Annotated in this window: 21 protein-coding genes; all 21 read left to right on the forward strand. The window is 32.3% G+C overall.

Annotation, left to right across the window (positions count from 1 at the left end):
* Positions 1 to 72 precede the first annotated feature (72 nt).
* Complete coding sequence (locus ACM55M_RS04655; protein ID WP_416856386.1) at positions 73 to 897, forward strand: CheR family methyltransferase; 825 nt, start codon at positions 73 to 75, stop codon at positions 895 to 897.
* Positions 898 to 899: 2 nt separating this feature from the next.
* On the forward strand, positions 900 to 1,472 hold the full coding sequence (locus ACM55M_RS04660; RefSeq protein ID WP_416856387.1) for a chemotaxis protein CheB: 573 nt from the start codon (positions 900 to 902) through the stop codon (positions 1,470 to 1,472).
* A gap of 5 nt (positions 1,473 to 1,477) precedes the next feature.
* Entirely contained in the window at positions 1,478 to 5,338 is a 3,861-nt protein-coding gene (locus tag ACM55M_RS04665) for a response regulator (RefSeq protein WP_416856388.1), read from the forward strand.
* 93 nt (positions 5,339 to 5,431) lie between these two features.
* Entirely contained in the window at positions 5,432 to 7,861 is a 2,430-nt protein-coding gene (locus ACM55M_RS04670; protein ID WP_416856389.1) for a response regulator, read from the forward strand.
* Between the two features lie 206 nt (positions 7,862 to 8,067).
* Positions 8,068 to 12,237 (forward strand): CheR family methyltransferase, encoded by a 4,170-nt coding sequence (locus ACM55M_RS04675; protein WP_416856390.1) that lies wholly within the window; start codon positions 8,068 to 8,070, stop codon positions 12,235 to 12,237.
* A gap of 226 nt (positions 12,238 to 12,463) precedes the next feature.
* Complete coding sequence (locus ACM55M_RS04680; RefSeq protein WP_416856391.1) at positions 12,464 to 13,297, forward strand: ice-binding protein; 834 nt, start codon at positions 12,464 to 12,466, stop codon at positions 13,295 to 13,297.
* A 332-nt stretch (positions 13,298 to 13,629) separates the two neighbouring features.
* Positions 13,630 to 14,082: a ferritin-like domain-containing protein gene (locus tag ACM55M_RS04685; protein WP_416856392.1), complete on the forward strand. Its 453-nt coding sequence runs from the start codon at positions 13,630 to 13,632 to the stop codon at positions 14,080 to 14,082.
* A gap of 341 nt (positions 14,083 to 14,423) precedes the next feature.
* Entirely contained in the window at positions 14,424 to 14,609 is a 186-nt protein-coding gene (locus ACM55M_RS04690) for a Thivi_2564 family membrane protein (RefSeq protein ID WP_416856393.1), read from the forward strand.
* A 111-nt stretch (positions 14,610 to 14,720) separates the two neighbouring features.
* Complete coding sequence (locus ACM55M_RS04695; protein ID WP_416843371.1) at positions 14,721 to 14,915, forward strand: hypothetical protein; 195 nt, start codon at positions 14,721 to 14,723, stop codon at positions 14,913 to 14,915.
* 363 nt (positions 14,916 to 15,278) lie between these two features.
* Positions 15,279 to 15,446, forward strand: a complete 168-nt coding sequence (locus ACM55M_RS04700) for a hypothetical protein (RefSeq protein WP_416856394.1) — start codon at positions 15,279 to 15,281, stop codon at positions 15,444 to 15,446.
* 42 nt (positions 15,447 to 15,488) lie between these two features.
* Positions 15,489 to 16,481: a 2-hydroxyacid dehydrogenase gene (locus ACM55M_RS04705; RefSeq protein WP_416856396.1), complete on the forward strand. Its 993-nt coding sequence runs from the start codon at positions 15,489 to 15,491 to the stop codon at positions 16,479 to 16,481.
* A gap of 25 nt (positions 16,482 to 16,506) precedes the next feature.
* On the forward strand, positions 16,507 to 16,794 hold the full coding sequence (locus ACM55M_RS04710; RefSeq protein WP_416856397.1) for a hypothetical protein: 288 nt from the start codon (positions 16,507 to 16,509) through the stop codon (positions 16,792 to 16,794).
* Between the two features lie 282 nt (positions 16,795 to 17,076).
* Positions 17,077 to 17,412, forward strand: a complete 336-nt coding sequence (locus ACM55M_RS04715) for a DUF892 family protein (RefSeq protein WP_416856399.1) — start codon at positions 17,077 to 17,079, stop codon at positions 17,410 to 17,412.
* A gap of 632 nt (positions 17,413 to 18,044) precedes the next feature.
* Positions 18,045 to 19,133, forward strand: a complete 1,089-nt coding sequence (locus ACM55M_RS04720; RefSeq protein WP_416856401.1) for an alkene reductase — start codon at positions 18,045 to 18,047, stop codon at positions 19,131 to 19,133.
* Positions 19,134 to 19,193: 60 nt separating this feature from the next.
* Positions 19,194 to 20,255: a class I fructose-bisphosphate aldolase gene (locus ACM55M_RS04725; protein ID WP_416856402.1), complete on the forward strand. Its 1,062-nt coding sequence runs from the start codon at positions 19,194 to 19,196 to the stop codon at positions 20,253 to 20,255.
* Positions 20,256 to 20,593: 338 nt separating this feature from the next.
* A complete protein-coding gene (locus ACM55M_RS04730) occupies positions 20,594 to 21,067 on the forward strand; it encodes a Dps family protein (RefSeq protein WP_416856403.1) in 474 nt (157 codons plus the stop codon).
* Positions 21,068 to 21,096: 29 nt separating this feature from the next.
* On the forward strand, positions 21,097 to 21,264 hold the full coding sequence (locus ACM55M_RS04735) for a hypothetical protein (protein ID WP_416856404.1): 168 nt from the start codon (positions 21,097 to 21,099) through the stop codon (positions 21,262 to 21,264).
* 246 nt (positions 21,265 to 21,510) lie between these two features.
* Positions 21,511 to 22,884: an OmpA family protein gene (locus tag ACM55M_RS04740; protein ID WP_416856405.1), complete on the forward strand. Its 1,374-nt coding sequence runs from the start codon at positions 21,511 to 21,513 to the stop codon at positions 22,882 to 22,884.
* Positions 22,885 to 23,155: 271 nt separating this feature from the next.
* Positions 23,156 to 23,347 carry a hypothetical protein gene (locus ACM55M_RS04745; RefSeq protein ID WP_416856407.1) on the forward strand — a complete coding sequence of 64 codons (192 nt, stop codon included), beginning with the start codon at positions 23,156 to 23,158 and terminating at the stop codon, positions 23,345 to 23,347.
* Positions 23,340 to 25,742 (forward strand): glycosyltransferase, encoded by a 2,403-nt coding sequence (locus ACM55M_RS04750; RefSeq protein WP_416856408.1) that lies wholly within the window; start codon positions 23,340 to 23,342, stop codon positions 25,740 to 25,742. Before ACM55M_RS04745 ends, ACM55M_RS04750 begins: the two co-directional genes overlap by 8 nt.
* 146 nt (positions 25,743 to 25,888) lie before the next feature.
* Positions 25,889 to 26,272, forward strand: coding sequence for a hypothetical protein (locus ACM55M_RS04755; RefSeq protein WP_416856409.1), 384 nt, complete (start codon positions 25,889 to 25,891; stop codon positions 26,270 to 26,272).
* Positions 26,273 to 26,317: the final 45 nt, after the last annotated feature.

A 26,317-nucleotide genomic window follows, 5' to 3' on the forward strand; every position in this document is an offset into this window, starting at 1 on the left:
GTTTAAATTTCATCAATAGATACTATTAATCACTCCTAATTTGGTTAAATTTACCAAATTTATTATAAAAAAATGCGGTATAAAGAAACATCAGATCTGGAAATTTCATTGTTATTGGAAGCTATCTATCGAAAATATGGTTATGATTTCAGAGAGTATTCCCAAGCCCATATCAGGCGTAGGGTTATGAATAGAATGGCGGTATCGGGATTCGAAGATGTTTCTCAAATGCAATCCAAGGTTTTGAATGATGAACCGTTTGCTTCCGAACTTTTACAAGATTTATCAATAACAGTAACCGAAATGTTTCGTGACCCTACTTTTTATAGGGCATTACGGGAAAAGGTTATCCCTATTTTAAAAACGTATCCCTTTATAAAAATATGGCATGCTGGCTGTGCAACAGGAGAAGAAGCCTATTCTATGGCTATCCTTTTGCAAGAAGAAGGCTTGTATGACAGAACCACTATTTATGCTACTGATTTTAACCAGATGGCTTTAAACCGTGCAAAAGATGGAATTTTTTCGAACAAAATGATAAAAGAATACACTACAAATTATCAATTGTCGGGAGGAAAAGAATCTTTTTCCAGTTATTATACTTCTAATTATGATAATGTCATTATGAATCAATCCTTGAAAAAAAATATTGTTTGGGCCAATCATAATTTAGTAACCGATAGTGTATTTGCTGAAGTAAACTTGATATTATGCCGAAATGTGCTGATTTATTTTGATAAAAATTTGCAAAATAAAGTCCAGACTCTTTTTTACAATAGTCTCATTAATGGAGGCGTTTTATGTTTGGGATCCAAAGAAAGTTTACGATTTACCGAATTGCATGAGGAATACATTGAGTTGGAAGCAAAACAACGAATATTTAAAAAGAAATATTAAAAATGCATTATGAAGCAATAGTAATAGGGGTTTCTTCCGGCGGCATGAATGCTTTGAAAATTATATTCTCAGCCTTGCCGATAGATTTCAATATACCAATTATCATAGTCCAACATGTAGGAGTTCATTCCGATAGCGAATGGATAAAACTTTTAAATAAAAAAAGTCATCTTGATATAAAAGAAGCCGATGAAAAAGAGAAAATTGAAAAAGGCAAAATTTATATTGCTCCGCCTAATTATCATTTGCTAATCGAAAAGGATAAAACCTTTTCCCTTACCATACATGAACGCGTAAGTTTTGCAAGACCATCAATTGATGTATTGTTTGAATCGGCGGCCGAAGCCTATAAAAATAAATTAATTGGAATTGTGCTTACAGGATCTAATCATGATGGGACAAAAGGTATAAAACGAATAAAAGAATGTGGGGGTCTAGCTATTATTCAAGACCCAAAAACAGCAGAATCCGCATATATGCCAAACTCAGCAATTGCTGCGATAGTACCTGATTATATTTTATCATTAGAGAATATAGTTGAATTGCTAATAAAAATTGATCAACAAAAAGAATAATCGGGATGAACTTTATAAATGACAAAATGAATATGACCCTTGGCAGAAAAATAGTATTAGGATTTATTGCTTGTGCTTTTGTACTTTTAGGAGTTGCGATTTTCTCTTTTAAAAACAGTGAAAAATTTGTCGCTTCAAATGCCTTAGTAAATAATTCCAATAAGGTATTATATGAATTCGAACAAATACTGATGTCTACCATTGATGCAGAAACAGGCGTACGAGGTTATGTCATTACGGGTGATGATGATTTTTTGAAACCTTTTGCATCTGCTAATATAAAAGCAATCGAGCAACTTGATAAGGTAAAGGAATTAACAAAAGACAATCCCAATCAGCAAAAGAACATTGAGGAACTTGCGAAACAGCTCAAAATGCGTTTTGATAATTTAAACAAATGCATTGTCCTTCGCAAAAAGGATTTTGAAAAAGCCAGAGAATTTGTTGCTTCAGGGGAAGGAAAACAATTACAAAATGATATAAGAAAAACAATTGATAAAGCGCAGGAATCAGAGCTAACTTTACTTGCCGAAAGAATACAAATCAGTGAAAACGATGCCAGCAAGTTCAATATTGTTTTTGCTGTTTTATTGTTAATCATTGTTATGATTCTTATCGTTGTATACACTATAGTTGCTGAAAATTTAAAAGCTCTTAAAAGTTCCGAGTCAGAAAATGCCAACAAAAACTGGTTGCTTACAGGCAACTCGGAACTTAATGAAAAATTAATAGGAGACCAAAGTATAACACAGTTGGCAAACAATACCATTAGTTTTTTGTGTACTTACCTGAAAGCCAATATAGGAGCTGTTTACCTATTAAATGACACAGAAAATACCCTGATACTCAGTGGTAAATTTGCCTTTTCGTCTGCTAAAGACACTAAAGAAAATTTTAAATTAAATGAAGGATTAATTGGTCAGGCCGCTTGGGAACAGAAACAAATTTCTTTAACCGATATATCCGAAGATCAAATACGCATCACTTCAGCCGTTTTGAATGCAAAACCAAAAAATTTGCTCATTACACCTTTTTCGCTTGAGGGTAAAACGATTGGCGTAATAGAAATAGGCAAGCTTACTGATTTCAATGAAACTGAGAAGGAATTCATCAGTGTTTCCATGAACAGTATAGCTATCAGCGTAAATACGGTTCAACAAGCAGAAGAAAAAGAAAAAAGAGCCGCAGAGTTAGCCATTGCTAACAAAGAACTTGCCTATCAAAATGATGAGAAAGAAAAACGGGCAGCAGAATTAGGAATTGCTAATAAAGAACTTGCCTATCAAAATGACGAGAAAGAAAAAAGAGCAGCAGAGTTAGGAATTGCTAATAAAGAACTTGCCTATCAGAATGATGAGAAAGAAAAAAGAGCAGCAGAATTAGGGATTGCCAACAAAGAACTAGCCTATCAAAATGATGAGAAAGAAAAAAGGGCAGCAGAGTTAGGAATTGCCAACAAAGAACTTGCTTATCAAAATGACGAGAAAGAAAAAAGAGCTGCAGAATTGGGGATTGCCAACAAAGAACTTGCCTATCAAAATGATGAGAAAGAAAAAAGAGCAGCAGAGTTAGGAATTGCCAACAAAGAACTTGCCTATCAAAATGATGAGAAAGAAAAAAGAGCTGTAGAGTTAAGTTTTGCAAACAAAGAGCTTTCGAATCAAGCTGAAGAACTTCAAATACAGCAGGAAGAGCTCAGACAACTGAATGAAGAATTAGAACAACAGGCGCAAGATCTTAAACAACAGCAGGAAGAGTTACAAATGACCAATGAAGAATTGGAAGAGCAAACTCAATCATTAGAAGAGAAAAACAAAGAAGTTGAAGCTTCGAAAAACGACATTGAACAAAAAACAAAACAGCTTGAAATTAGTAGCAAGTATAAATCGGAATTTCTTGCAAATATGTCGCATGAATTAAGAACGCCTCTTAATAGTTTGCTTATTCTATCCAAAGATTTATCAGAAAACAGAAAGAAAAACCTGGATGATATTCAAGTTGAAAGTGCAGAAATAATTTATAAAAGCGGGCATGACCTTCTTGTATTAATTAATGAAGTGCTGGATCTCTCTAAAATTGAAGCAGGAAAAATGTCTATAAACATTGAAAAAGTATCACTGAAATTTTTTACAGATGATCTCCTTCGCGATTTTAGACATCAGGCGGAACAGAAAGGATTAAATGTTGTTTGCAAATTAGCAACAGCTTTACCGGAATCCATTTATACCGATTTACAACGTTTGAATCAGATATTGAAAAACCTAATATCCAATGCCATAAAATTCACCGACAAAGGAAGTGTAACTATAAGCATTACTCCAAATACAGAAACTACTTTGAACATTTCTGTTACTGATACAGGTATTGGAATATCAGTAGATAAACAAACAGCCATATTTGAAGCTTTTCAACAAGCCGAAGGCGGTACTTCCAGAAAGTATGGCGGTACGGGATTAGGGCTTTCTATTTCACGGGAACTAGCCAAATTATTAGAAGCAGAAATTAAGTTGAGTAGTAAACTAAACCAAGGGTCAACTTTTTCACTCATTATTCCGCTGGAAATACACCCTGAACAAGAGCCTATCAGTACAATTTCATTGAAACCTGTTTTATATACACCACGTTCCGAGAATGAGGCTAACTATCTAAATTATCCCACCATAGAAGATGATAGAGATTCTATAAGTACAGATGATAAAGTAGTACTCATTATTGAAGATGATAGAAATTTTGCTGCTATACTTCTAAAGCAAGCCAATATAAAAGGATTCAAATGTTTATCGGCAGCAACTGGAGAAGATGGTCTATTGCTTGCTTCAAAATACAAACCCCAAGCAATCATTCTCGATATGGGTTTGCCAGGAATCAAAGGAAAACAAGTATTGCATGAATTAAAAGTAAATCCTTCCGTAAGGCATATACCGGTTCATATTATTTCGGCAAATGACCGTTCGCTGGAACCTATCAGAGAAGGTGCGGTAGAATACCTGATGAAACCGATATCAAAAGATGCTCTGGAAGAAGCTTTTAACCGAATTGAAAATTTTGTAAATAGAAAAATAAAAAACCTGCTTATTATAGAAGACAATGAAAATTCCAGAAAAGCAATGAAAATTCTCATTGGCAATGGTGATGTAAAATGTTTAGAAGCAGCAACTGGTAAAGAAGCATTGGAATTGTATGAACAGAATCACATTGATTGTATCATACTGGACATTGGCTTGCCTGACATGAGTGGCTTTGACCTTATCCATAAACTAGAGGATATAAAAGGCCATAACATGCCCCCTATTATCATTTACACCGGTAAAGAACTTACAAAAGAAGAAAATAATCTGCTGCACAAATATGCAGAAAGTATTATCATAAAAGGTATAAAATCCGAAGAACGATTACTGGATGAAACCGCTCTTTTCCTTCACCGAACAATAAGTAATTTACCGAAATCGAAACAAATGATTATTAATAGTTTGCATGATAGAGAAGCAATATTTCATTCAAAAAAAATATTATTGGTAGATGACGATATGCGTAATGTTTTTGCATTATCCAAAATATTACAAGAGCGCGGAATTGAAGTCATAAAATCCGAGAATGGAAAAAATGCATTAGAAATGTTAGATAAACATACTGACATTGATATGGTATTAATGGATATTATGATGCCCGAAATGGATGGTTATGAAGCAATGAAACGGATTCGTGCTCAGATAAAATTCAGAAACTTACCTGTAATTGCGCTCACCGCAAAAGCCATGAAAGATGATAAACAAAAATGTATTGATGCTGGTGCCAACGATTATATCACAAAGCCTATTGATGTAGAACGATTATTATCATTGATGCGCGTATGGTTAAGTAAATAATAGAACGTCATTGCTAGGTGGTATACCCAATGTCATTAATTTAAACTTGTTTGTTGCTATTTCAACATTCAAACTTTTATTTTACAATTGAAAATGAAAATAAATAGCCCTGTTAAAATTTTATTGGTCGATGATCTTCCCGAAAATTTGTTTGCGTTAGAAGTAATTCTTTCCAATGAAAATTATTTATGCGTAAAAGCAAATTCCGGTAATGAAGCCTTAAAAATTCTTCTTCATCAACAAGATTTTGCCATCATATTGATAGATGTGCAGATGCCGATGATGGATGGATTTGAAACCGTAGAACTAATTCGCCAAATCGAAAAACTTAAACATGTACCTATTATTTTTTTAACGGCCAGTATGGATAATTCCCAACAAATTTTCAAAGGCTACCAGGCTGGTGCTGTTGATTATATGATAAAACCGCTTTCTCCGGAAATATTAAAAGCAAAAGTGGCTGTTTTTGTCGATTTGCATAAAAAAAACCAGGAATTATTAGTTCAGGCAGAACAACTGAAAAGGCTTAACACCGATCTTACCGCCCAAAAATTACTTTCTGAATATTCACTTAGTCTTATTGAAGCAAGTCATGACCCATTATTTGCAATTAGCCCCGAAGGGAAAATAACCGATATGAATAATGCATCGGTAAAAGTAACCGGTATATCACGCAAAAAATTAATTGGAACCGATTTTTTTGATTATTTCACTGAACCACAAAAGGCTCGTGAGGTATACCAAAAAGTATTCGAAAAAGGATCTGTTATTGATTCTCCACTAATACTTCGTCATAAAAAAGGCAAGCTGATTGATGTATTATTTAATGGATCAGTATATAAAGATGATAGAGAAGAAGTGTCGGGAGTAGTAATTGTTGCCAGAGATGTTACAGAGCAAAAAAGAATTGCCACTGAATTAATTGAGGCTAAAATTTTTGCTGAATTAGCTACAGAAATTGCAGAAGAAGCAAAAATAAATGCAGAAAATGCCGTAAAAACAAAACAGCAATTCTTATCAAATATGAGCCATGAAATTCGTACACCGATGAATGCAATCATCGGATTTACAAAAGTGGTAATGAGAACAGATTTGACAGTTAAACAAAAAGAATATTTAAACGCAATAAAAATGAGTGGCGATGCATTAATCGTACTCATTAACGATATTCTAGATTTAGCAAAAGTAGATGCGGGTAAGATGACATTCGAGAAAACACCTTTCAAAATGAATTCTTCCATTTCAGCTATGCTTCATTTATTTGAAACAAAAATTCAGGAAAAAAACTTAAAATTAGTTAAGGAATACGATAGTAAAATTCCTAAAGTACTTGTGGGTGACCCTGTTCGTTTACACCAAATTATTTTAAACTTGGTAAGCAATGCAGTAAAATTTACATCAAAAGGAAAAATTACGGTGAGCGTTGATTTATTACATGAAGAGGATGATACAGTAATTCTCAAATTTGCTGTAACCGATACCGGAATTGGTATCTCCAATGAAAAAATTGCAACCATATTTGAAAATTTTCAACAGGCAACCAGCGAAACTTCAAGATTGTATGGAGGAACTGGACTAGGTCTTGCTATTGCAAAACAATTAATTGAGCCACAAGGAGGTAGTATTTGTGTGAAAAGCACTATTAACGAGGGTTCAACATTTAGTTTCACATTACCTTTTCAAAAAACAAATGCCGGCGCAGAATTGGAAAATGAGTTGATGGAGTTAGATTCAGAAATGAAAAATATAAAAATATTAGTGGTTGAAGATATTGCTCTCAACCAATTACTCATGAAAACACTATTAGATGATTTTGGATTTGAACGTGACATTGCTGAAAATGGTAAAATAGCTATTGAAAAACTTAAAGAAAAAGAGTATGATATCATTCTGATGGACTTGCAAATGCCAGAAATGAATGGATTTGAAGCTACAGAATACATTCGGAAGACTATGAATTCAAAAATCCCCATTATTGCTTTAACGGCTGATGTCACTACCGTTGATTTAGCTAAATGTAAAGCAGTGGGAATGAATGATTACCTTGCAAAACCAGTTGATGAGAAACTATTATATAGTAAAATAGTAAACATCTTAACGAAACCTAAGCGTACAGAAGTTAATGAAATTTTGGAAGAAGAACAAAATACAAAGAAAAAACTAAGATGCATTGACTTGGTTTATTTAAATCAAAGAACAAAATCTAATCCAAAATTAATGATGGAAATGATTTCGCTATATCTAGCACAAACCCCTCCTTTAATTAGTACGATAAGACAAAGCTTAGAGGAGCAAAATTGGCAATTATTAGGTTCCGCGGCACATAAAATGATTCCGTCTTTTTCAATAATGGGAATCAGTCCTGATTTTGAAAACATGGCGAAAAGAATTCAGGAATTTGCTACAGCACAAGAAAAAAATGAAGAAATACATGACTTAGTACAACAACTTGAAGAAGTTTGTTTACAGGCCTGTACCGAATTAGAAGAAGAACTTCAAATAATCAAAAATATCATATCATGAATATTGTCAATATGTTACCTATTTACACTCCATATTCATTTATGGAATAAGTCATAAATCATTTACTATTTATAAATTTACAAAACATATTTCCTTACTTTTAAACAAATATTTATATTACATTTTAATTATAAGGTATCATGAAGTCGTGGATTTAACAAAAAATTTATAGTTAATCCTATAAATTAAAATACATATTTAATATTATGAAATTAGCTAAAAAATCCGCTCCCAATAAATTAACACTTGAAAAAGAAACCCAAAAAAAATCTTTTATTGTGGTAGCCATAGGTGCCTCGGCGGGGGGACTCGAAGCTTTTAGCATTTTATTAAAAAATTTACCAGCTGATACCGGTATGGCATATATTTATGTGCAACACCTAAGCCCTGACCATAAAAGTTTACTGACTTCAATTTTATCCAAGATAACTAAAATGAAAGTGCAGGAAATTGATAACATGGAAAAAATGGAACCAAATAATATTTATGTAATTCCACCAAATAAAGTAATTGAAGTAGTTAACGGACATATTCAATTGCTTCCCCGCTTTAAAAAAAATATTCCTAATCTCACCATTGATGTTCTCTTTTCCTCACTGGCTGAAACACATAAAGAAAATGTTATTGGCATAGTGCTTTCCGGTTATGCCAGTGACGGTATGATTGGACTCAAAGCCATTAAAGATGCTGGAGGAATCACTTTTGCACAAGATGATACGGCTCAAGCCAGTAGTATGCCTAAATCTGCCATTTCTTCAGGAGTTGTGGACTATATTTTATCACCTGAAGAAATTGCCGCCGAATTAGTTCGTCTCAGCAAAAATGGTTTTCCTAGAAATGATGGTAAAGAAAAAAAGAAAGAAGTTGTTATTGAAAATAATAACTTCGATATAAATTCCATTTTTGAACTTTTACTCAAAGAGACCGGCGTGGATTTTAGCCACTATAAATTGCCTACCATTAAAAGGCGAATTAACCATAAAATGCAGCAATATGGAATAACAACAATACAGGAATATGTAAAGCTTTTGCTAAAAAAAAATAACGAAATTGAAATTCTTTATACAGACTTGTTAATTAATGTAACCAGTTTTTTTAGGGAAACAGAAACCTTCAAATTTCTAAAAACCGATCTCTTAACAAAGCTTTTAAATAGTAAATCCACAGACGAAACAATGCGAATATGGGTGCCAGCGTGCTCTACAGGACAGGAAGCCTATTCTATTGCAATGATTATAGCCGAACTGCAGGATAATAAACCAACCAAAATACCAGTCCAAATTTTTGCAACTGACCTAAGCGAACGGGCAATCAACGATGCTCGCAAAGGAGAATATTCCCAAAGCGATTTAGATTCTATTCCCAAAAAGTATTTGTCCCGTTTTTTTACTAAAGAGGGTGACAATTATCGCATTATCAAAGAACTTCGTGAAATGTGCATATTTGCACCTCACAATATTTTACGTGACCCGCCTTTTTCGCGTATGGATTTTGTTAGTTGTTGTAATCTTCTTATTTATTTCGATTCAGCCGCCCAGAAAAAAGTCTTTGCTTCCCTACATTTTGCATTGAATGATGGAGGATACTTAATGCTTGGCAAAGCAGAAAGTATTGGAACATCATCACAACTTTTCACTTTAATAAACAATAAATTTAAAATCTATTCCCGAAAAAATAATTTGGGCGTGAGAAAGATACTTGAATTAACACCTCGCTTTACACGTACAAATATGTCAAGTAAAAAAACAAATATTCCTTCTAAAAACATAAGTGTAAATCAAGAAAGTATTGAAAATGCTATTGATTCAACTCTTCTTTCCAGTTACATGCCTGCATGTGCAGTAGTCAATAAAGACATGGAAATCCTCCAGTTTAGAGGTCCGGTCTCCTCCTACCTAGAGCACGCATCCGGTAAAGCCAGCCTTAATATTTTAAAAATGGCTCGGCCAGAATTTGCTTTTGAACTTCGTAATGCGATAAGTAAAGCAATCGAAACGAAACGATGTGTATACAAATCGGGTATTGAAATAAAAATCGAATCTGTTTTACGATTAATGTCTTTTGAAGTCTGCCCCTTGAAAATTGAGTGGGAAGAACCACTACTTCTTATTGTTTTTAAACCTCAAGAACAAATCGAAAAACTTATTGAATCTGATTCAGATAAAAAAAATACACTTAAAGACTTAAAAATAAAAAAACTAACTGAAGAGCTAAATGTTACGCGCACAGAGATGATTGCTATCATTGAAACGCAAGAAACTATTTATGAGGAATTGCAGGCCGCAAATGAGGAGATTGTTTCCTCAAATGAAGAATTCCAAACATTGAATGAAGAGCTTGAGACCTCAAAAGAAGAAATTGAAGCCACTAATGAAGAGCTTATTTCTACTAACCAGGAATTACAAATGCGCCATGATTTGTTAACAGAATCACATGAATATTCAGAAGCAATTATTGCTACTATTCATGAGCCAATGCTTATTCTGAATAAAAAATTTCACGTAATATCAGCTAATAAATCCTTTTATAAAAAGTTTCTGGTTGATAAAGAGGAAACCGAAGGAAAATTATTATTTGATTTAGGAAATAAACAATGGAATATTCCAAAACTCGGTCAGGTACTAAATGAAATAATTTCCAAAAATAATAGTTTCGAAAATTTTGAAGTTACCCACACTTTTTCTGGAATTGGAGAAAAAATAATGTTGCTTAACGCTCATTTAATTATTCAAAAAACAAATAAAGAACAATTAATTCTTCTTGCAATTGAAGACATAACAGATCGTTCTCGTTATTATCTTAAAGAAAAATATTCTCTTAGTCTTATTGAAGCAAGTCTTGATCCCTTGACAACAATAAGTAATGAAGGAAAAATCACGGATATGAATCAGGCAACTGTGATTATTACAGGGATATCCCGTCAAAAATTAAAAGGTTCTGATTTCTTTGGATATTTTACCGAACCAGAAAAAGCCCGTGCTGTTTCTCAAGAAGTATTTGCCAAAGGCTTCATTACCAATTCACCGCTCAAACTGCGTCATAAAAGTGGTAAATTAACGGATGTATTATTAAATGGATCAGTTTACAAAGATGATAATGGAAATGTGCTGGGTGTGGTTATTGTTGCCAGAGATATAACGGATCAGAAAAGAATTGAATCCGAATTAATAGAAGCAAAAGTATTTGCAGAGTTGGCCACTTTAATAGCGGAAGAAGCAAAAAGTAAAGCAGAAGAAGCCACACGAATTGCTGAAGATGCGATGAAAGCAAAACAACAATTTTTGTCAAACATGAGTCATGAAATCCGGACTCCTATGAATGCAATTATTGGATTTACCAAAGTGATCTTAAAAACTGATTTATCCGATAAACAAAAAGAATATTTAAATGCAATTAAATTGAGTGGTGATACGTTAATTGCATTGATTAATGACATACTCGATTTAGCCAAAGTGGATGCCGGTAAAATGACTTTTGAAAAAAAACCATTCAAAATGGCCGTTTCTATAGCTTCAATGCTTCAATTATTTGAAACAAAAATTCAAGAAAAAAATTTAAAATTAGTCACAAATTATGATAAAAAAATACCTGATGTTCTTCTAGGAGACTCTATTCGATTACACCAGATTATTTTGAATTTAGTAAGTAATGCAGTAAAATTTACTTCGGAAGGAAAAATTGCGGTTAGTACCAATTTAGTGTTTGAAGATGAAGAAAAAGTAATTATCGAATTTGCAATTACAGACAGCGGAATTGGTATTCCAGAGGACAATATCGATTTAATATTTGAAAACTTTCAACAAGCTACTAACGGGGCTTCCAGTCTTTATGGAGGAACAGGTTTAGGACTGGCCATTGTCAAGCAATTAGTAACATCCCAAGGAGGAAGTATTCGTGTTAAAAGTAAAATTAATGAAGGCTCTACTTTTAGTTTTACTTTGCCTTTTCAGAAAACAAAAAACCCTGCTGAGCTAGAAACTAATTCAAACGAATTACATATGTCTCAAAAAAACATAAAAGTATTAGTTGTAGAAGATATGGCACTTAATCAACTATTGATGAAAACAATATTAGATGATTTTGGATTTGAGCGTGATATTGCTGAAAATGGAAAAATTGCTATCGAAATGCTACAAACCAAATCCTATGATATCATTTTAATGGACTTGCAAATGCCAGTAATGAATGGATTTGAAGCAACAAAATACATTCGTGACACAATGAATTCAAAAATTCCAATTATTGCCTTAACTGCTGATGTCACAACAGTTGATTTGGAAAAATGTAAAGCTGTGAAAATGAATGATTATATAGCTAAACCCATTAATGAAAAATTATTATTCAATAAAATTGTTGACTTAACTAAAAACGCATAAGAAAAATTGTGTCTGACGAATATAACAGACCTAAATTTATAAAATCTCAGCCTATAAATCTTCATATTAACAGCCTGTAAATACTACTTTCGATTATAGATAATACCTTTTTTTTAAACAAAAGGTTAATGCTATAACTTTTGTCAGTAATCTTATAACATATTTAAAGATCAAGAGTCCATCTTTGTTTAGTGATAAATAAGTCACTATTTAAACAAACAAAGTTATGAAATTTAAAAATGCATTACCTACTCTAGCCTTACTACTTGTAGTTTTTATGTCTAGTTGCAATAACGAAATGGATGAGGATTTAACCACTAATATGTCTGCAATTGGAAAATCAGATAGTTCAGCTTCTGATATATATGCAGTTAATGAAACTTATAATATAGAGCCAAAAATTGGTTCACTGACTGGAGTAAATCTTGGCATAGCAGGAGATTTTGCGATTCTATCAAAAACAGGAATTACAGATGTGTACAAATCCGCTATTACAGGTGATATTGGTTCAAGCCCAATAACAGGTGCTGCCATACTAGTTCGATGTACAGAAGTAGTAGGAACAATATACACAGTTGATGCTGCAGGTCCTCTTCCATGTAGTGTAACTAACGCTACAAGATTAACAACAGCGATTGGTGATATGCAAACCGCATATACTGACGCAGCTGGAAGAACTAATCCTGATTTTCTGAATTTAGGTGCTGGAAATATTGGTGGAAAAACGCTTACACCAGGTTTATACAAATGGACCAGTGCGCTAAATATTCCAACTGATATAACTATTTCCGGTAGTCCGACTGATGTTTTTATTTTTCAAATAGCTGGGACGCTTAAATTGAGTTCTGCTGTTAGAATGACATTAACAGGAGGAGTACAAGCCAAAAATATTTTCTGGGTAGTCTCAGATGCAGTTACCTGCGGAACCACAAGTCATTTTGAAGGAAACATATTAGGAATGACAGGTATTAATTTACAGACTGAGGCAACGATAAACGGAAGGCTGTTAGCACAAACAGCAGTAACGCTTCAAATGAATGCCGTGACTCAACCACAATAGATTAAAAAAAATAATTTTCAAAGAGGCTGTTCGTGAGGACAGCTTTTTTTATTTCAGGACGGGACAAAATGTCATTACAAAGACTAGGGGTTTATTGTATTAAAATCTTTTAATAAGACATAACTCCCTTAAAACAAATAACTTAATTTTATATTGTTAAATTATTTCGTAAATTTATTGTTCTAAAGAAAGAAATATAATTGTAGTGCTTTATTTTATTTTTGAGAGTGATTCCGATGCTGAGCATTTATTAAATAATATTTTCAACAATTATAACGCATAAAACTTTACAATAAATAATAATCATTCTTAACAATTTAAAAACAAATAAAATGGACAAGGAAAAATCAATTGACGTGTTAAACACACTCATCGAAATCAACAATGATAGAATTGAAGGGTACGAAACCGCTTCAGAAGAGACGGAAGAACAAGATTTAAAAACTTTGTTCTCTCAATTAATGAAAACTAGTCAAAAATGCAAAATGGAACTTGTGAGTGAAGTTCGGGAAATGGGAGGAACACCAGTTGAAGGAACCAGAACCACCGGCAAGTTTTTTAGAGTTTGGATGGATGTCAAAGCCGCGTTAACCGGTAAGGACCGTAAAGCAATACTCAATTCATGTGAGTTTGGTGAGGATGTTGCTGTTTCTACTTATGCTAAAATATTAAAAAATGATATTGAAGACATAACTCCCGAACAACAAGACCTCTTAAAAGCACAATACACATTAATAAAAGCTGACCATGATAAAGTAAAAGACTTACGAGATATGTCTTCCTAGCATTAATAAAATTTGTCAAATAGGGTTAAATAGTGACATGAGATGAGTTTTTCTCTTACCACTATTACCTTCCCTTTATAATTAATAATATCATTTGATATAATAACATTAGCCTTCTCTTATTAAATGTATGTATGCTTCAACTCATTTTGATAATAATACAACATTCACCAAAGCCAACCTGCTTCTAGTCTTGCAAGGAAAAATGTGACAGATTTAGTTAAAACCAAATTATCCCACTGCAATTAAATGCCGTGAATAATGCAACTTATTTTTAAAATTATGTAATGCTTTCCGGAACTAATTGAAATACTTTTACTTAACTTCTAAATCATTTTTTTATGTCAATATTCATCGTATTACTTGTACTAATTATTGTAGGCTTTCTTCTTTGGCTTGTCAATACTTATGTTCCTATGGATGGTACAATCAAAAAAATATTTAACATTGTTGTTGTGATTGTTGTGATTATTTGGCTTCTCAAGGTTTTTGGGCTTTTCAATGACTTGATGGGAATACATGTATAAAAATCATGTAGCATTATTCAAATATTGGTTCCGAAATCGAATAGCCTTCAAAACATTAATCCTTATTAAAAATTAAATTAATATTAATAAATCTTTAAAAACTAAAAAATTATGAATCTTAAAAGAATCTTTGGGGCATTACTTACTGCCCTCGGAATTGGTGGACTTATTTATACAGCTGTATTATTTTCTAGTACATCAGGTGAAATGAGAGACGTTAAATCCCTAATTATTTACGGTGTACTTGGTATTATTTTCTTCGTTTCTGGAATTAGTTTAGTTCGTACAACAAAAGACGAATCATAAATTTCTACCTATATTGTTCTATTAATGCAAAAACGCATTTGAGAAGACCTTCATAAAAATTTCCAAATGTAATTTTAAGAAGAATTCCTCCATAACTCATGTAAAGCAGTATGCTTCTATCTTTATGGGCTTTGTGTTAAATAAATCTCTCTGAATTTTTTTAAATTCAGAGAGAAATTATTAAATATTTGATTCTTTGTCAAATTTGATTACTTAAACTTCATCTATTCCTGCCTTCTATTTATTGAAGTTTTACTAAAAAAACATCAATACAAAAAAAGTAAATCATATAACTCTTTATAGAAATAATATAATACATTTTACGAAAATTATCATCAACTTAGTATTCTGAATATTAGGCAAATGAAAAAAATAATCAACATACCGAAAGTAAACATAGTTACCCTTAAAAGGAAAGAAAGAAATAATTTTCCGGGATATCCTGTTTATCCACTTATTGAAAATATTTATAATAAAAGCCAAAACAGATTGATATTAATTCAGAAAATGTTTCAAAATAAAAGTGGCTAATTGATAGAAAGAACTAAAGAGAATAAAATATAAAATTATATTATGAAAATAGCCATATTCAGTACTAAACCCTATGATCGCAAATATCTTGATAAGTTTAATATTGAAAGTAAACACGAACTAATCTATTTTGAAGCTCCTTTAAATGCTGACACTGCAAATTTGGCTATAGGATTTGAAGGCGTTTGTATATTTGTAAATGACAAAATAGATAAAAAAGCTATCGATAAATTATCGGAGATTGGAATTAAACTTATTGATTTACGTTGCGCGGGTTTTAACAATGTAGACGTTGAGGCCGCTGCAAAAGAGAATATTAAAATACTGAGAGTTCCTGCTTATTCTCCACAAGCCGTCGCAGAACATGCAGTAGCATTAATTTTGACTTTGAACAGAAAAACGCATAAAGCCTACAATAGAGTTAGAGAGAGTAATTTTTCTTTGGGAAATCTTACCGGATTTAATCTTTATGAAAAAACGGTAGGTGTAATTGGAACAGGAAAAATAGGTGCCGCTTTTTGCCAAATAATGTTAGGTTTTGGATGTAAAGTAATCGCTTATGATATTAAGGAATCTGAGAAATTAATAGCAAAAGGGGTTGAATATAAAACATTGGATGAACTGTTTAAAAACTCTGATATAATCTCCCTCCACTGCCCTCTTACTATAAATACAAAACATCTTTTTAACCGTACGGTATTTTCTAAAATAAAAAAAGGAGCTATGCTTATTAATACCAGCAGAGGGGCTTTGATTAATACATCGGATGCAATTGAAGCATTAAAAAATGAACAACTAGGCTACTTAGGAATTGACGTTTATGAACAGGAAGAAAATCTATTTTTTAAAGATTTGTCTGAAAGTATTATTAAAGATGATTTAATAGAACGATTAATGGCTTTTCATAATGTTTTGATTACGCCACATCAAGGTTTTTTTACTAATGAAGCATTAAACCAAATTGCCCTAACGACTTTGAAAAATTTCACCGATTTTGAAAATGGATTACCATTAGAAAATGAGGTTAAGTTTTAACTCAAATATTTAAAAAAATAATAGTTTGAAAAAACTCATTTTTATTACAATTTTAGCAGGATTTACATTGTTTTTAAATGCTTGTTCAGCAGGGTATGTTTCTGAACAACCTTCTTACATAGAAGTGAATAGAGCACCACGACCAAGCAGTGATTATATTTGGATTGATGGTGGCTGGGTATGGAGAAGTAATAGCCGAACCTATCAACAAGGAAACGGTTATTGGACAAAACAAAATACCGGACGTGGCCATAAAAAAGGTCATTGGCAAAAATCGCAACGTGGATATCGTTGGAAAGAAAGTAGAAGATAGAATAAATCTTTAATTTAAAAGAGGTTGTTTAAAAAAAAATTTGACCACAAATCAATAATGCAATGGAATAAGTTTGTAGCGGTTTTACTAAAAATCAGAATAATATAAACTTTACCAATGACAGCGATTTATTTGAGATAAAAAAACATTTTTTTTTACAACCTTTTTTTATGCAAATATGTGAAAGTTACAAGACATACCTTAAATTGTGTAAGAGATTAAAAAGTATTAAACCTCAACTTTACACTATTAGAATTATACAAAAAAATTAAATAGAAACTGATGAAAAGTACAGCCACCAAAACCAATAAAAAAGTAGCGTTGCAAGAAGGTAAAGGAAATTCAGAAAATACTATATCCGAGACAAAACAAGATTGTCGCAATATTTTTGTAGAGGAACTAAAAGAAATTTACTTTTCTGAAAAAGCACTAATGATCTCCATTCCTATAATGATTAAAAATGCTGCTACAGATGAATTAGTAGATGCCCTCAAAGTACATTTACAATTTACACAAGAACATATACAACGCTTAGAATTTTTCTTTACTTCGATTGGCGAAGCTGATATTATGCTAAAATATGAAGCAATGTATGGATTAATGAAGCCCGGAAAATAAATTATTCTAAATAACAAAAAACATGCCTCTCAAAACCACTAACAAAGGAAAAGAAGTAGAATTGGGAATAGTCTGGTAGCATCAACAATCTTAAAATTTTGTTGGATAACATTTTTCTGGTTTGCCAGATTGGCGTAACGGCATCAAGAACATAGGGGTTTTCCAATCTTCCGCCTATGACCAACGAATTGGTACACGAGCTTGATAACCGTTAATCAGAACATAAAAAATAATGTTATCTAACTTAATTTTTGAGACAATTTTATTGTTGAATACTTAAGGAATCTCGCTTAAAATAATTTTACTAACCAGAGGTATGCTGGAGCAAGGCTTCATCGTTAGTAATTACCAAGCGAGTTTCCTGAAAGTATTTAAAAAATACTTATACAAATAGGTAACGGAATACACTACATTAAAATTTATAGAACCGATTGAACCTAGTTTGACTGATTCATAAAAGCATTACTTAGATTATTTTCAAAAGAAAAATATTTTAAAATCATTTCCAAAGAAGGCTTATTTAAACTGTAATATGCTTATTTAATGGATAATATAACATTTTCGAAAGTTTTTTCAATACGTAAGTCGTTAAATATAATTATCTTTATAATAGCAAATTAAGAACAACAAACATGAAAACATACGAACTATTTATACCCAAAAAAGTTGGTTCCCTAACATTGAAAAACCGAATTGTTATGGCCCCCATGACAAGATGCAGAGCGATTGACAATATTCCTAATGAGCTGATGTCCGAATATTATAATCAACGTTCCAGCGCTGGATTAATCATAACCGAAGGCACCTCACCATCTCCTAATGGTCTTGGATATGCCCGAATCCCTGGAATATTTAGTGAGCTTCAAGTAGCAGGCTGGAAAAAAACAACAATGGCAGTTCATAAAAACGGAGGAAGAATATTTGTCCAATTAATGCACTCCGGAAGAATTAGTCATCCGCTTAATATGCATAAAGATGCTCATATCATTGCCCCTTCCCAAGTAAAAGCAGCTGGACAAATGTGGACTGACTTGAAAGGATTACAGGACTTTATTGTTCCAAAAGAAATGACACCTCAAGAAATTTTACATGCTAGAACAGAATATGTAGCTGCTTCCGAAAATGCTTTATTTGCAGGATTTGATGGTGTAGAATTACATTCGGCTAATGGTTATTTATTAGAAGAATTTCTTTCGCCCGTAAGCAACATCCGAACCGATAATTATGGTGGAAGTATTGAAAATAGATGTCGTTTTGTGATCGAAGTAGTAGCCGCCGTTGCCGATGCTATAGGAAAAGAAAAAATCGGGATTCGTTTATCCCCTTATGGAGTGGCTAGTGATATGCCTCATTATCCTGAAATCGATGCTACTTACAATTACTTATCAAAAGAGCTCAATAAACTTGACATCGCGTACATTCACCTTGTGGATCATTCCGCTATGGGAGCGCCCCCAGTTCCTTTGGAAATTAAAAAATTGATACGTCATAATTTCAAAAACACCTTAATTCTTTGTGGTGGCTATGACAAGGAAAGTGCTGAAGCGGAAATCGAAAGCGGACTTACGGACCTCATCGCTTTTGGTCGCCCGTTTATTAATAATCCTGATCTAGTAGAACGATTCAAAAACAATTGGCCTTTATCACAAGACCTCGATATGGATTTATTTTATACTGCTGATGAGAAAGGATATACTGATTATCCGGTTTATAAAGGTTAATTAAAAATAGGCTTGTCTGTTAAAACAATCTTTTAGAAATTCATTTAAATCAAAGTTAAAATGAAAGATATATCCCAATTATTAGCTTTATTAGGTGATGAAAAAGACTCCTTGTTGAATCATGTCTGCAAAACTATTTCGAAAGATCAAATTCATTTGCCTAATCCATCTCATATAGATAGTGTTTTTTTGCAAAGTAATCGAAATGAACAAACGATTCGAAGTTTGGCACAGTTATACGATCACGGACGGCTTTATGGCACAGGATATATTTCTATTTTACCTGTTGACCAAGGCATTGAGCATACTGCAGGAAGTTCATTTTCTCCAAATCCTATTTATTTTGATCCGGAAAATATCGTAAAATTAGCCCTCGAAGCTGGTTGTAATGCAGTCGCTTCTACAATGGGCGGGCTGGCAATGTTATCCCGAAAATATGCCCATAAAATTCCGTTTGTTGTAAAACTCAATCACAACGAACTGATGACCTATCCTAATAAATATGATCAAATTATGTTCGGGAGTGTCCGAGACGCTTGGAATATGGGAGCAGTCGCTGTAGGCGCAACCGTTTACTTTGGTTCAGCCGAATCAGACAGGCAAATTATAGAAATAGCAAAAGCTTTTGAAGAAGCACATAATTTAGGCATGGTGACTATTCTTTGGTGTTATTCCAGAAATGATGGCTTTATAAAAGATGGTATCGATTACAATACGGCTGCTGATATTACCGGTCAAGCCAATTATTTAGGGGTTTCAATTCAAGCGGATGTTATTAAACAAAAATTACCAACGCTAAACGGGGGTTTTACTTCTATAAAATTTGCCAAAACAAATCCTAACATGTACACTAAATTAGCTAGCGACCATCCTATCGATTTATGCCGTTATCAGGTAATGAATTGTTATTCAGGACGTATTAGCATGATTAACTCCGGTGGAGAATCAAAAGGCGATACGGATTTGGCGGAAGCTATAAAAACTGCCGTTATAAACAAACGTGCCGGTGGAGCCGGAATGATTATGGGGAGAAAAGCTTTCCAGCGTCCCTTTAGCGAAGGCGTAAATCTCATACACGCCGTACAGGAAATTTACCTCGCAAAAGAAGTTTCAATAGCTTAATGCTCCATATTTATATCCTTTCGATTATTGCCAAAATTATAAAGCCCGGCAATAATCTAGGATGATTATATTTAAAAATATCCCTATTTAAAGATAAAAAAAATTGTGAAATAGAAATCGAAATTAAATTAAACAATTAATTATCAATTAAATACGAAGACAAAGTGTGAATAATGTAACTTATTTTTTTAATTTTATAATACTTGTCGGTAAAATAAAATGAACTTTGTAAAATAAAATTATTTTTAATTGTCCCCCACTGCTTTGATGATAATAAACATAGAATTTTTGATTGAAATCACTAAAAAAGTATACTAATTTAAATAAAATTAAAAAACATGAAACCACAAATTGGAATTACAGAAGATCATTTAAAAAAAAGTATAGCGATTCTTTCTTCAATATTAGCAAATGAGATGACACTATATATCAAATTAAGAAAATTTCATTGGAACGTATCAGGCGAAAGTTTCATGGAACTTCATAAATTATTTGAAGGTCAATACAGACAATTAGAAGAGTCAATCGATGAAATTGCGGAACGTGTCAGCAAATTAGGGGGAAAAACTATAGGAACAATGAAAGAGTTTTCAGATTTAACGATACTTAAAGAATCCCCACATCAATATCCTGCCCAAAAAGACATGCTAAAGGAATTATTACAAGATCATGAAACGGTTATTGTTCATCTACGAAAAGATATTGACCTAAGTGCTCAAGAAAATAAAGACGCAGGAACTGCTGATTTCCTAACTGGTTTAATGGAACAACACGAAACAATGTCCTGGACTTTAAGGAGATATTTAGACTAATTTAAATTAAAACATTAATCCAAAACAAAATGGAAAAATCAGAAAACGAAGTTTACATAGCCTCTAATAGTTATTGTAAAGTTGGAAAAATAACTTCCAGAAAACATATTAAAGAAGATAAATTAATCCCAGAAACTGACTGTAAAACAGAAAACATTAAAAGATCTGATACAGTTTTAGATAAAAAAATGCTATAATTATTTACTTAATTCAAATTCTATTTTTTTTTTGAATCTATAAAATTAGGACTATTAAAAAACCTTCTTATTAACTTCTCTCCCTGAGCGGTTAATAGAAAATTAGTTTTTTAATAGTCCTTTTTTTGAAATAAAAATACAGTAATCAAAATGTGGGAATGATGCAACTTATTAATAAAGTTCTATAACATTAAAGGATTCTATCTTAGCCACCTTTGCATTAATTAATATAAAATATAAATTAAAATGAAAAAAATCCTACTACTTTGTACATGCTTAGCATTTACAATAGCCTCAAAAGCACAAACTGAAGACAAAAAATGGAACATTGGTCTTCATAGTGGTATCACACAATATCAAGGGGATCTTGGTAATAATTTTTACAAAACTGATAAAGCATTTTATGGTTTCGGAGGTTTATCTGTATCGCGATACTTAGGTCGTTATTTTGATTTAAATTTTCTGGCTTCAAAAGGAACAATTGGTTACAATAGTCCTTCAGGAAGTTTCAAGAGTGATTTCAATTCGGTAGCATTAAATTTAAGATTTAATATGACTGGACCAGAATCTATAGTAAGACCTTATGCATTTGTAGGAGTTGGTGCTATGTTGTTTGACAAAGATTTAAACTTTGACCAAGATAGAATTGATTACGCTTTACCTACTGCAGGTGGTGGATTAAATTTCAGATTGAGTCCTGGAATTATGCTTAATTTACAAGAAACCTTCAGTTTTTCAAATAAAGACAGAAGAGATGGTGTTATCGCAGGTAAAAAAGATGCTTACTTATCACACATGGCTGGTTTGACTTTCAATCTTGGAGACAAAAAAGATGCTGATAACGATGGTGTTTCGGATCGTAATGATACTTGCCCGGGAACTCCAGCAGGCGTTTCAGTTGATGCAAATGGATGTCCTTTAGATAAAGACAAAGATGGTGTTGCTGATTATTTAGATACATGTCCAGATGTTGCGGGAACGGTTGCTTTAAACGGTTGCCCAGATTCTGATAATGATGGTGTAGCTGACATTAATGATAAATGTCCAGATACTAAAATGGGAACTAAAGTTGATGCAACGGGTTGTCCAATGGATAATGATAAAGATGGAGTAACAAATGATTTAGACCGTTGTCCAGATGTTGCGGGTCCATTGAGTTTAAATGGTTGTCCTGATTCTGATGGTGATGGTGTGGCTGATATGGATGATCGTTGTCCTACTGTTAAAGGAAGTATCGAAAATAAAGGATGTCCTGAAATCACAAAACAAGATGTACAAAGAATTACCTATTTAGGTAGTAAAATTTTCTTCGAAAATAATAGTGAAAAATTAAAAGTTGCTTCTTTAGTACAATTGGACGAATTGGTAACCTTAATTAATAAATATCAAGCTTCTAACTTGGTTATCGAAGGACATGCAGATAGCAATGGTGGTGATGCATTCAATTTAGAATTATCTCAAAAACGTACGGAATCCGTTAAAAATTATTTGATGGAAAAAGGTATTGCAGCCTCTAGATTGACAGCAATAGGTTACGGTGAAAGCAAACCAATTGCTAGTAACAAAACTGCTTTAGGCCGTGCAAAAAACAGAAGAGTAGAGTTGAAAATGAACTACTAAAGACAATAAGATTAGGTTGGGTTTTTTTGGTTAGGTAAGGGCTGTTGGTGACAACAGCCCTTTTTTTGTGGTCAATAATTAAAGTTAGCTATTTGCATAATAAATAGAACCTTAGTATTTAAAACTGTGAATAGTATAAATAATTTAAAAATTTATATAACACATTTAAAGGATAAGAAGCTGACCTTTACATTCTTAGTGAATCATATGTATTACTCAAAAACATTGTTTTACTGAAGAATTATTAAATAATCTTTTCACACCATTTGTCATGATAGCAGTTAAAAAAGAAGGCATTATAATTCAAAAAACAGTACTCGATTTTGAAAATGAAGGAATCTTAAATCCTGCTTCAATAAAAGAAGGAAATAATATACATCTATTATGCTGCCACAGACGAGCGTGTATTAATCAATCCGAATTACTTAAAAAATTAATGCTAAACACAATAGATCATGATTAATAAAATCAACGTTAAACGAAAAAATATACAATCTGTACGTGTTCCAAAAAACATTTATGGAAATAAGTTAAATAATTTACTATATACAGACACCAAAAATGAGTTGCCTGAAATCTTATTCATCACAACATATCCTCCAAGAGAATGCGGTATTGCAACGTATTCGCAGGATTTGATTAAAGCATTGCATAATAAATTTAAAAATTCTTTTAAAATAAAAATTTGTCCTTTAGAATCCAATAATGAGCAACATGCTTATAATGATGCTATAAAATACATTCTAAATACAGATCATCCGAATGCTTTTATCAATTTGGCAGATCAAATTAATACGAATATCAATTTACAAATGGTGTTGATACAGCATGAATTTGGATTATTTAAAAACAATGAAGATGATTTAAAACAGTTTATAAAAATACTAGAAAAACCTGTTATCATTGTTTTCCATACCGTACTACCCAGACCCAATCCATCATTAAAAGCAAATGTTCAAGAAATAGCACAAGAAACGCATTCTATTATTGTAATGACTAATTCAGCTGCGGAGCTATTAGTTAGAGATTATGGTGTAGCAATAGATAAAATCACAATAATTCAGCACGGAACCCATTTAGTTCCTCATTCTGATAAAGAGGAATTGAAAATCAAATACCTATTAGAAGGGAAAAAAATACTTTCGACTTTTGGATTATTAAGCTCTGGAAAAAGCATTGAAACTACTTTAGAAGCATTGCCCGAAATAGTAAAAAAGAACAAAGATGTGCTCTTTTTAATTATTGGTAAAACCCATCCGTCTGTGATAAAACAAGATGGCGAAAAATACCGTTTAATGCTTCAAGCTAAGATTGAAGACTTACAACTTCAGGAGCATGTTCAATTTATAAATCATTTTTTGCCTTTACCCGATCTTTTAGAATATTTACAACTAACTGATATCTATCTTTTTACTTCCAAAGACCCAAATCAAGCAGTAAGCGGAACTTTTTCATATGCTATTAGTTGCGGTTGCCCAATTATTTCAACCCCTATTCCCCATGCCTGTGAAGTATTGAAGAATGATGTGGGAATTATTATTGATTTTGACAATCCCAAACAATTAGCCGAAAAAACAAATAGGTTATTGCTGGATGAGCAGTTAAGAAAAAATATGGGCTCAAACGGATTGCATAGAATTGCTCCTACCGCTTGGGAAAATGCGGCAATTGCTCATGCCCTATTATTTGAAAAAATTGGAGAAGAAAACTTTCGCTTGCATTATAAACTTCCAAAAGTCAATCTTGATCATATAAAAAACCTAACCACTTCTTTTGGAATGATTCAATTTTCTAACATTAATCAACCGGATATTGATTCGGGATATACTTTAGATGATAATGCCAGAGCCATGGTAGCCCTATGCCAACAGTATGAATTAACAAAGGACAAAGAAGATTTAAAGCACATCCAGATCTATTTCGATTTTATAAAATATTGTTTACAACCGGACGGATACTTTCTGAATTATGTAGATGAAGAACACCTTTTTACGGCACAAAATAATACTACAAACCTAGAAGATTCAAATGGAAGAGCGATTTGGGCTTTAGGCTATCTAAATTCAATGAGCGCCATTCTTCCTGATGAGTTAGCAAAAGATGCTGATGTTACGATGCAAAGTGCCTTACAAAAAGTACTTGAAATTCATTCCACGCGAGCTATGGCTTTCATAATCAAAGGGGTATATTACTACAATACAAAAAGAATCTCTGAACAAAACATTTCTATAATTAAGAAACTAGCCGACAGGTTAGTACAAATGTATAAGCATGAAGCAGAGACGGAATGGACTTGGTTTGAAAGCTATCTTACTTATGGTAACAGTATTTTACCTGAGGCGATGCTTTGTGCCTGGTTAGCTGCAGAAAAATTAATTTATAAGGAAATTGCAAAAACATCTTTTGATTTTCTTCTTTCTAAAATTTTCATAGAAAATAAGATTCGGGTAATTTCTAATAAAGGATGGCTTGATAAAGAAAATCAATTGGCTCCAAGTCCTATAGGCGGCGAACAACCTATTGATGTGGCATATACTATTCTTGCTTTAAGCAAATTTGGCACTGTTTTTAAAAATGAGCAATACCTAGAAAAAATGGAAACTGCATTTAGTTGGTTTTTAGGAAACAATCATTTACACCAGATTATTTACAATCCTTGTACTGGCGGATGTTATGATGGATTAGAAGAGGATTATATAAATCTAAATCAAGGTGCGGAGTCAACAGTAAGCTATTTGATGGCACGATTAACATTAGAAAAATCTTTAAAAAAAGAAGAAAAAAATATTCCTATACACATTGGAAATCCAAATAAATTAACAAAATTTCCTTCATTAAAAATGAATATTTCCCATTAATATAATTTACAAACATGTAAATTATATAATTTTAACCTAAAATTTTGTAATGCTTTTTAGCAATAGATTACTGAAATTTAGCATATTGTAATTATTGATTCTAATTAGCTGCTAAACAACACAATATCTATTATCTAAAAATCATTATGGGAACAACAAAAAAATTAGGCATTTGGATGGATCATTCCATTGCTCATTTAATGGAATTTACATCAAAGCATTTTGAAATAGAGACTATTGAATCAAAGTTTACAATTCAGGAGAAAAATAAAAGTTTAGCTAAAAGCGACAGCCTGATTCATAATAAACAGAAGCAACAACTTTCTGATTATTATAAAAAAATAGGTGAAGCGATAAAAAATTACAAACGTGTAATTCTCTTTGGTCCTACCAATGCAAAAGTGGAGTTATTTGATATTTTGAGTGAGGATGAGCGCTTTTTAAAAATTAAATTCGAAATTAAAAATACCGATAAAATGTCCGAAAATCAGCAACATGAGTTTGTAAAAGAATATTTTTCAAAAGCCTGATTTCATTTTCACAAAATCACTTTTAAACATAACTAATTTTAAATA

The sequence above is a fragment of the Flavobacterium galactosi genome (genome assembly GCF_048158585.1).
Taxonomy (GTDB): domain Bacteria; phylum Bacteroidota; class Bacteroidia; order Flavobacteriales; family Flavobacteriaceae; genus Flavobacterium; species Flavobacterium galactosi.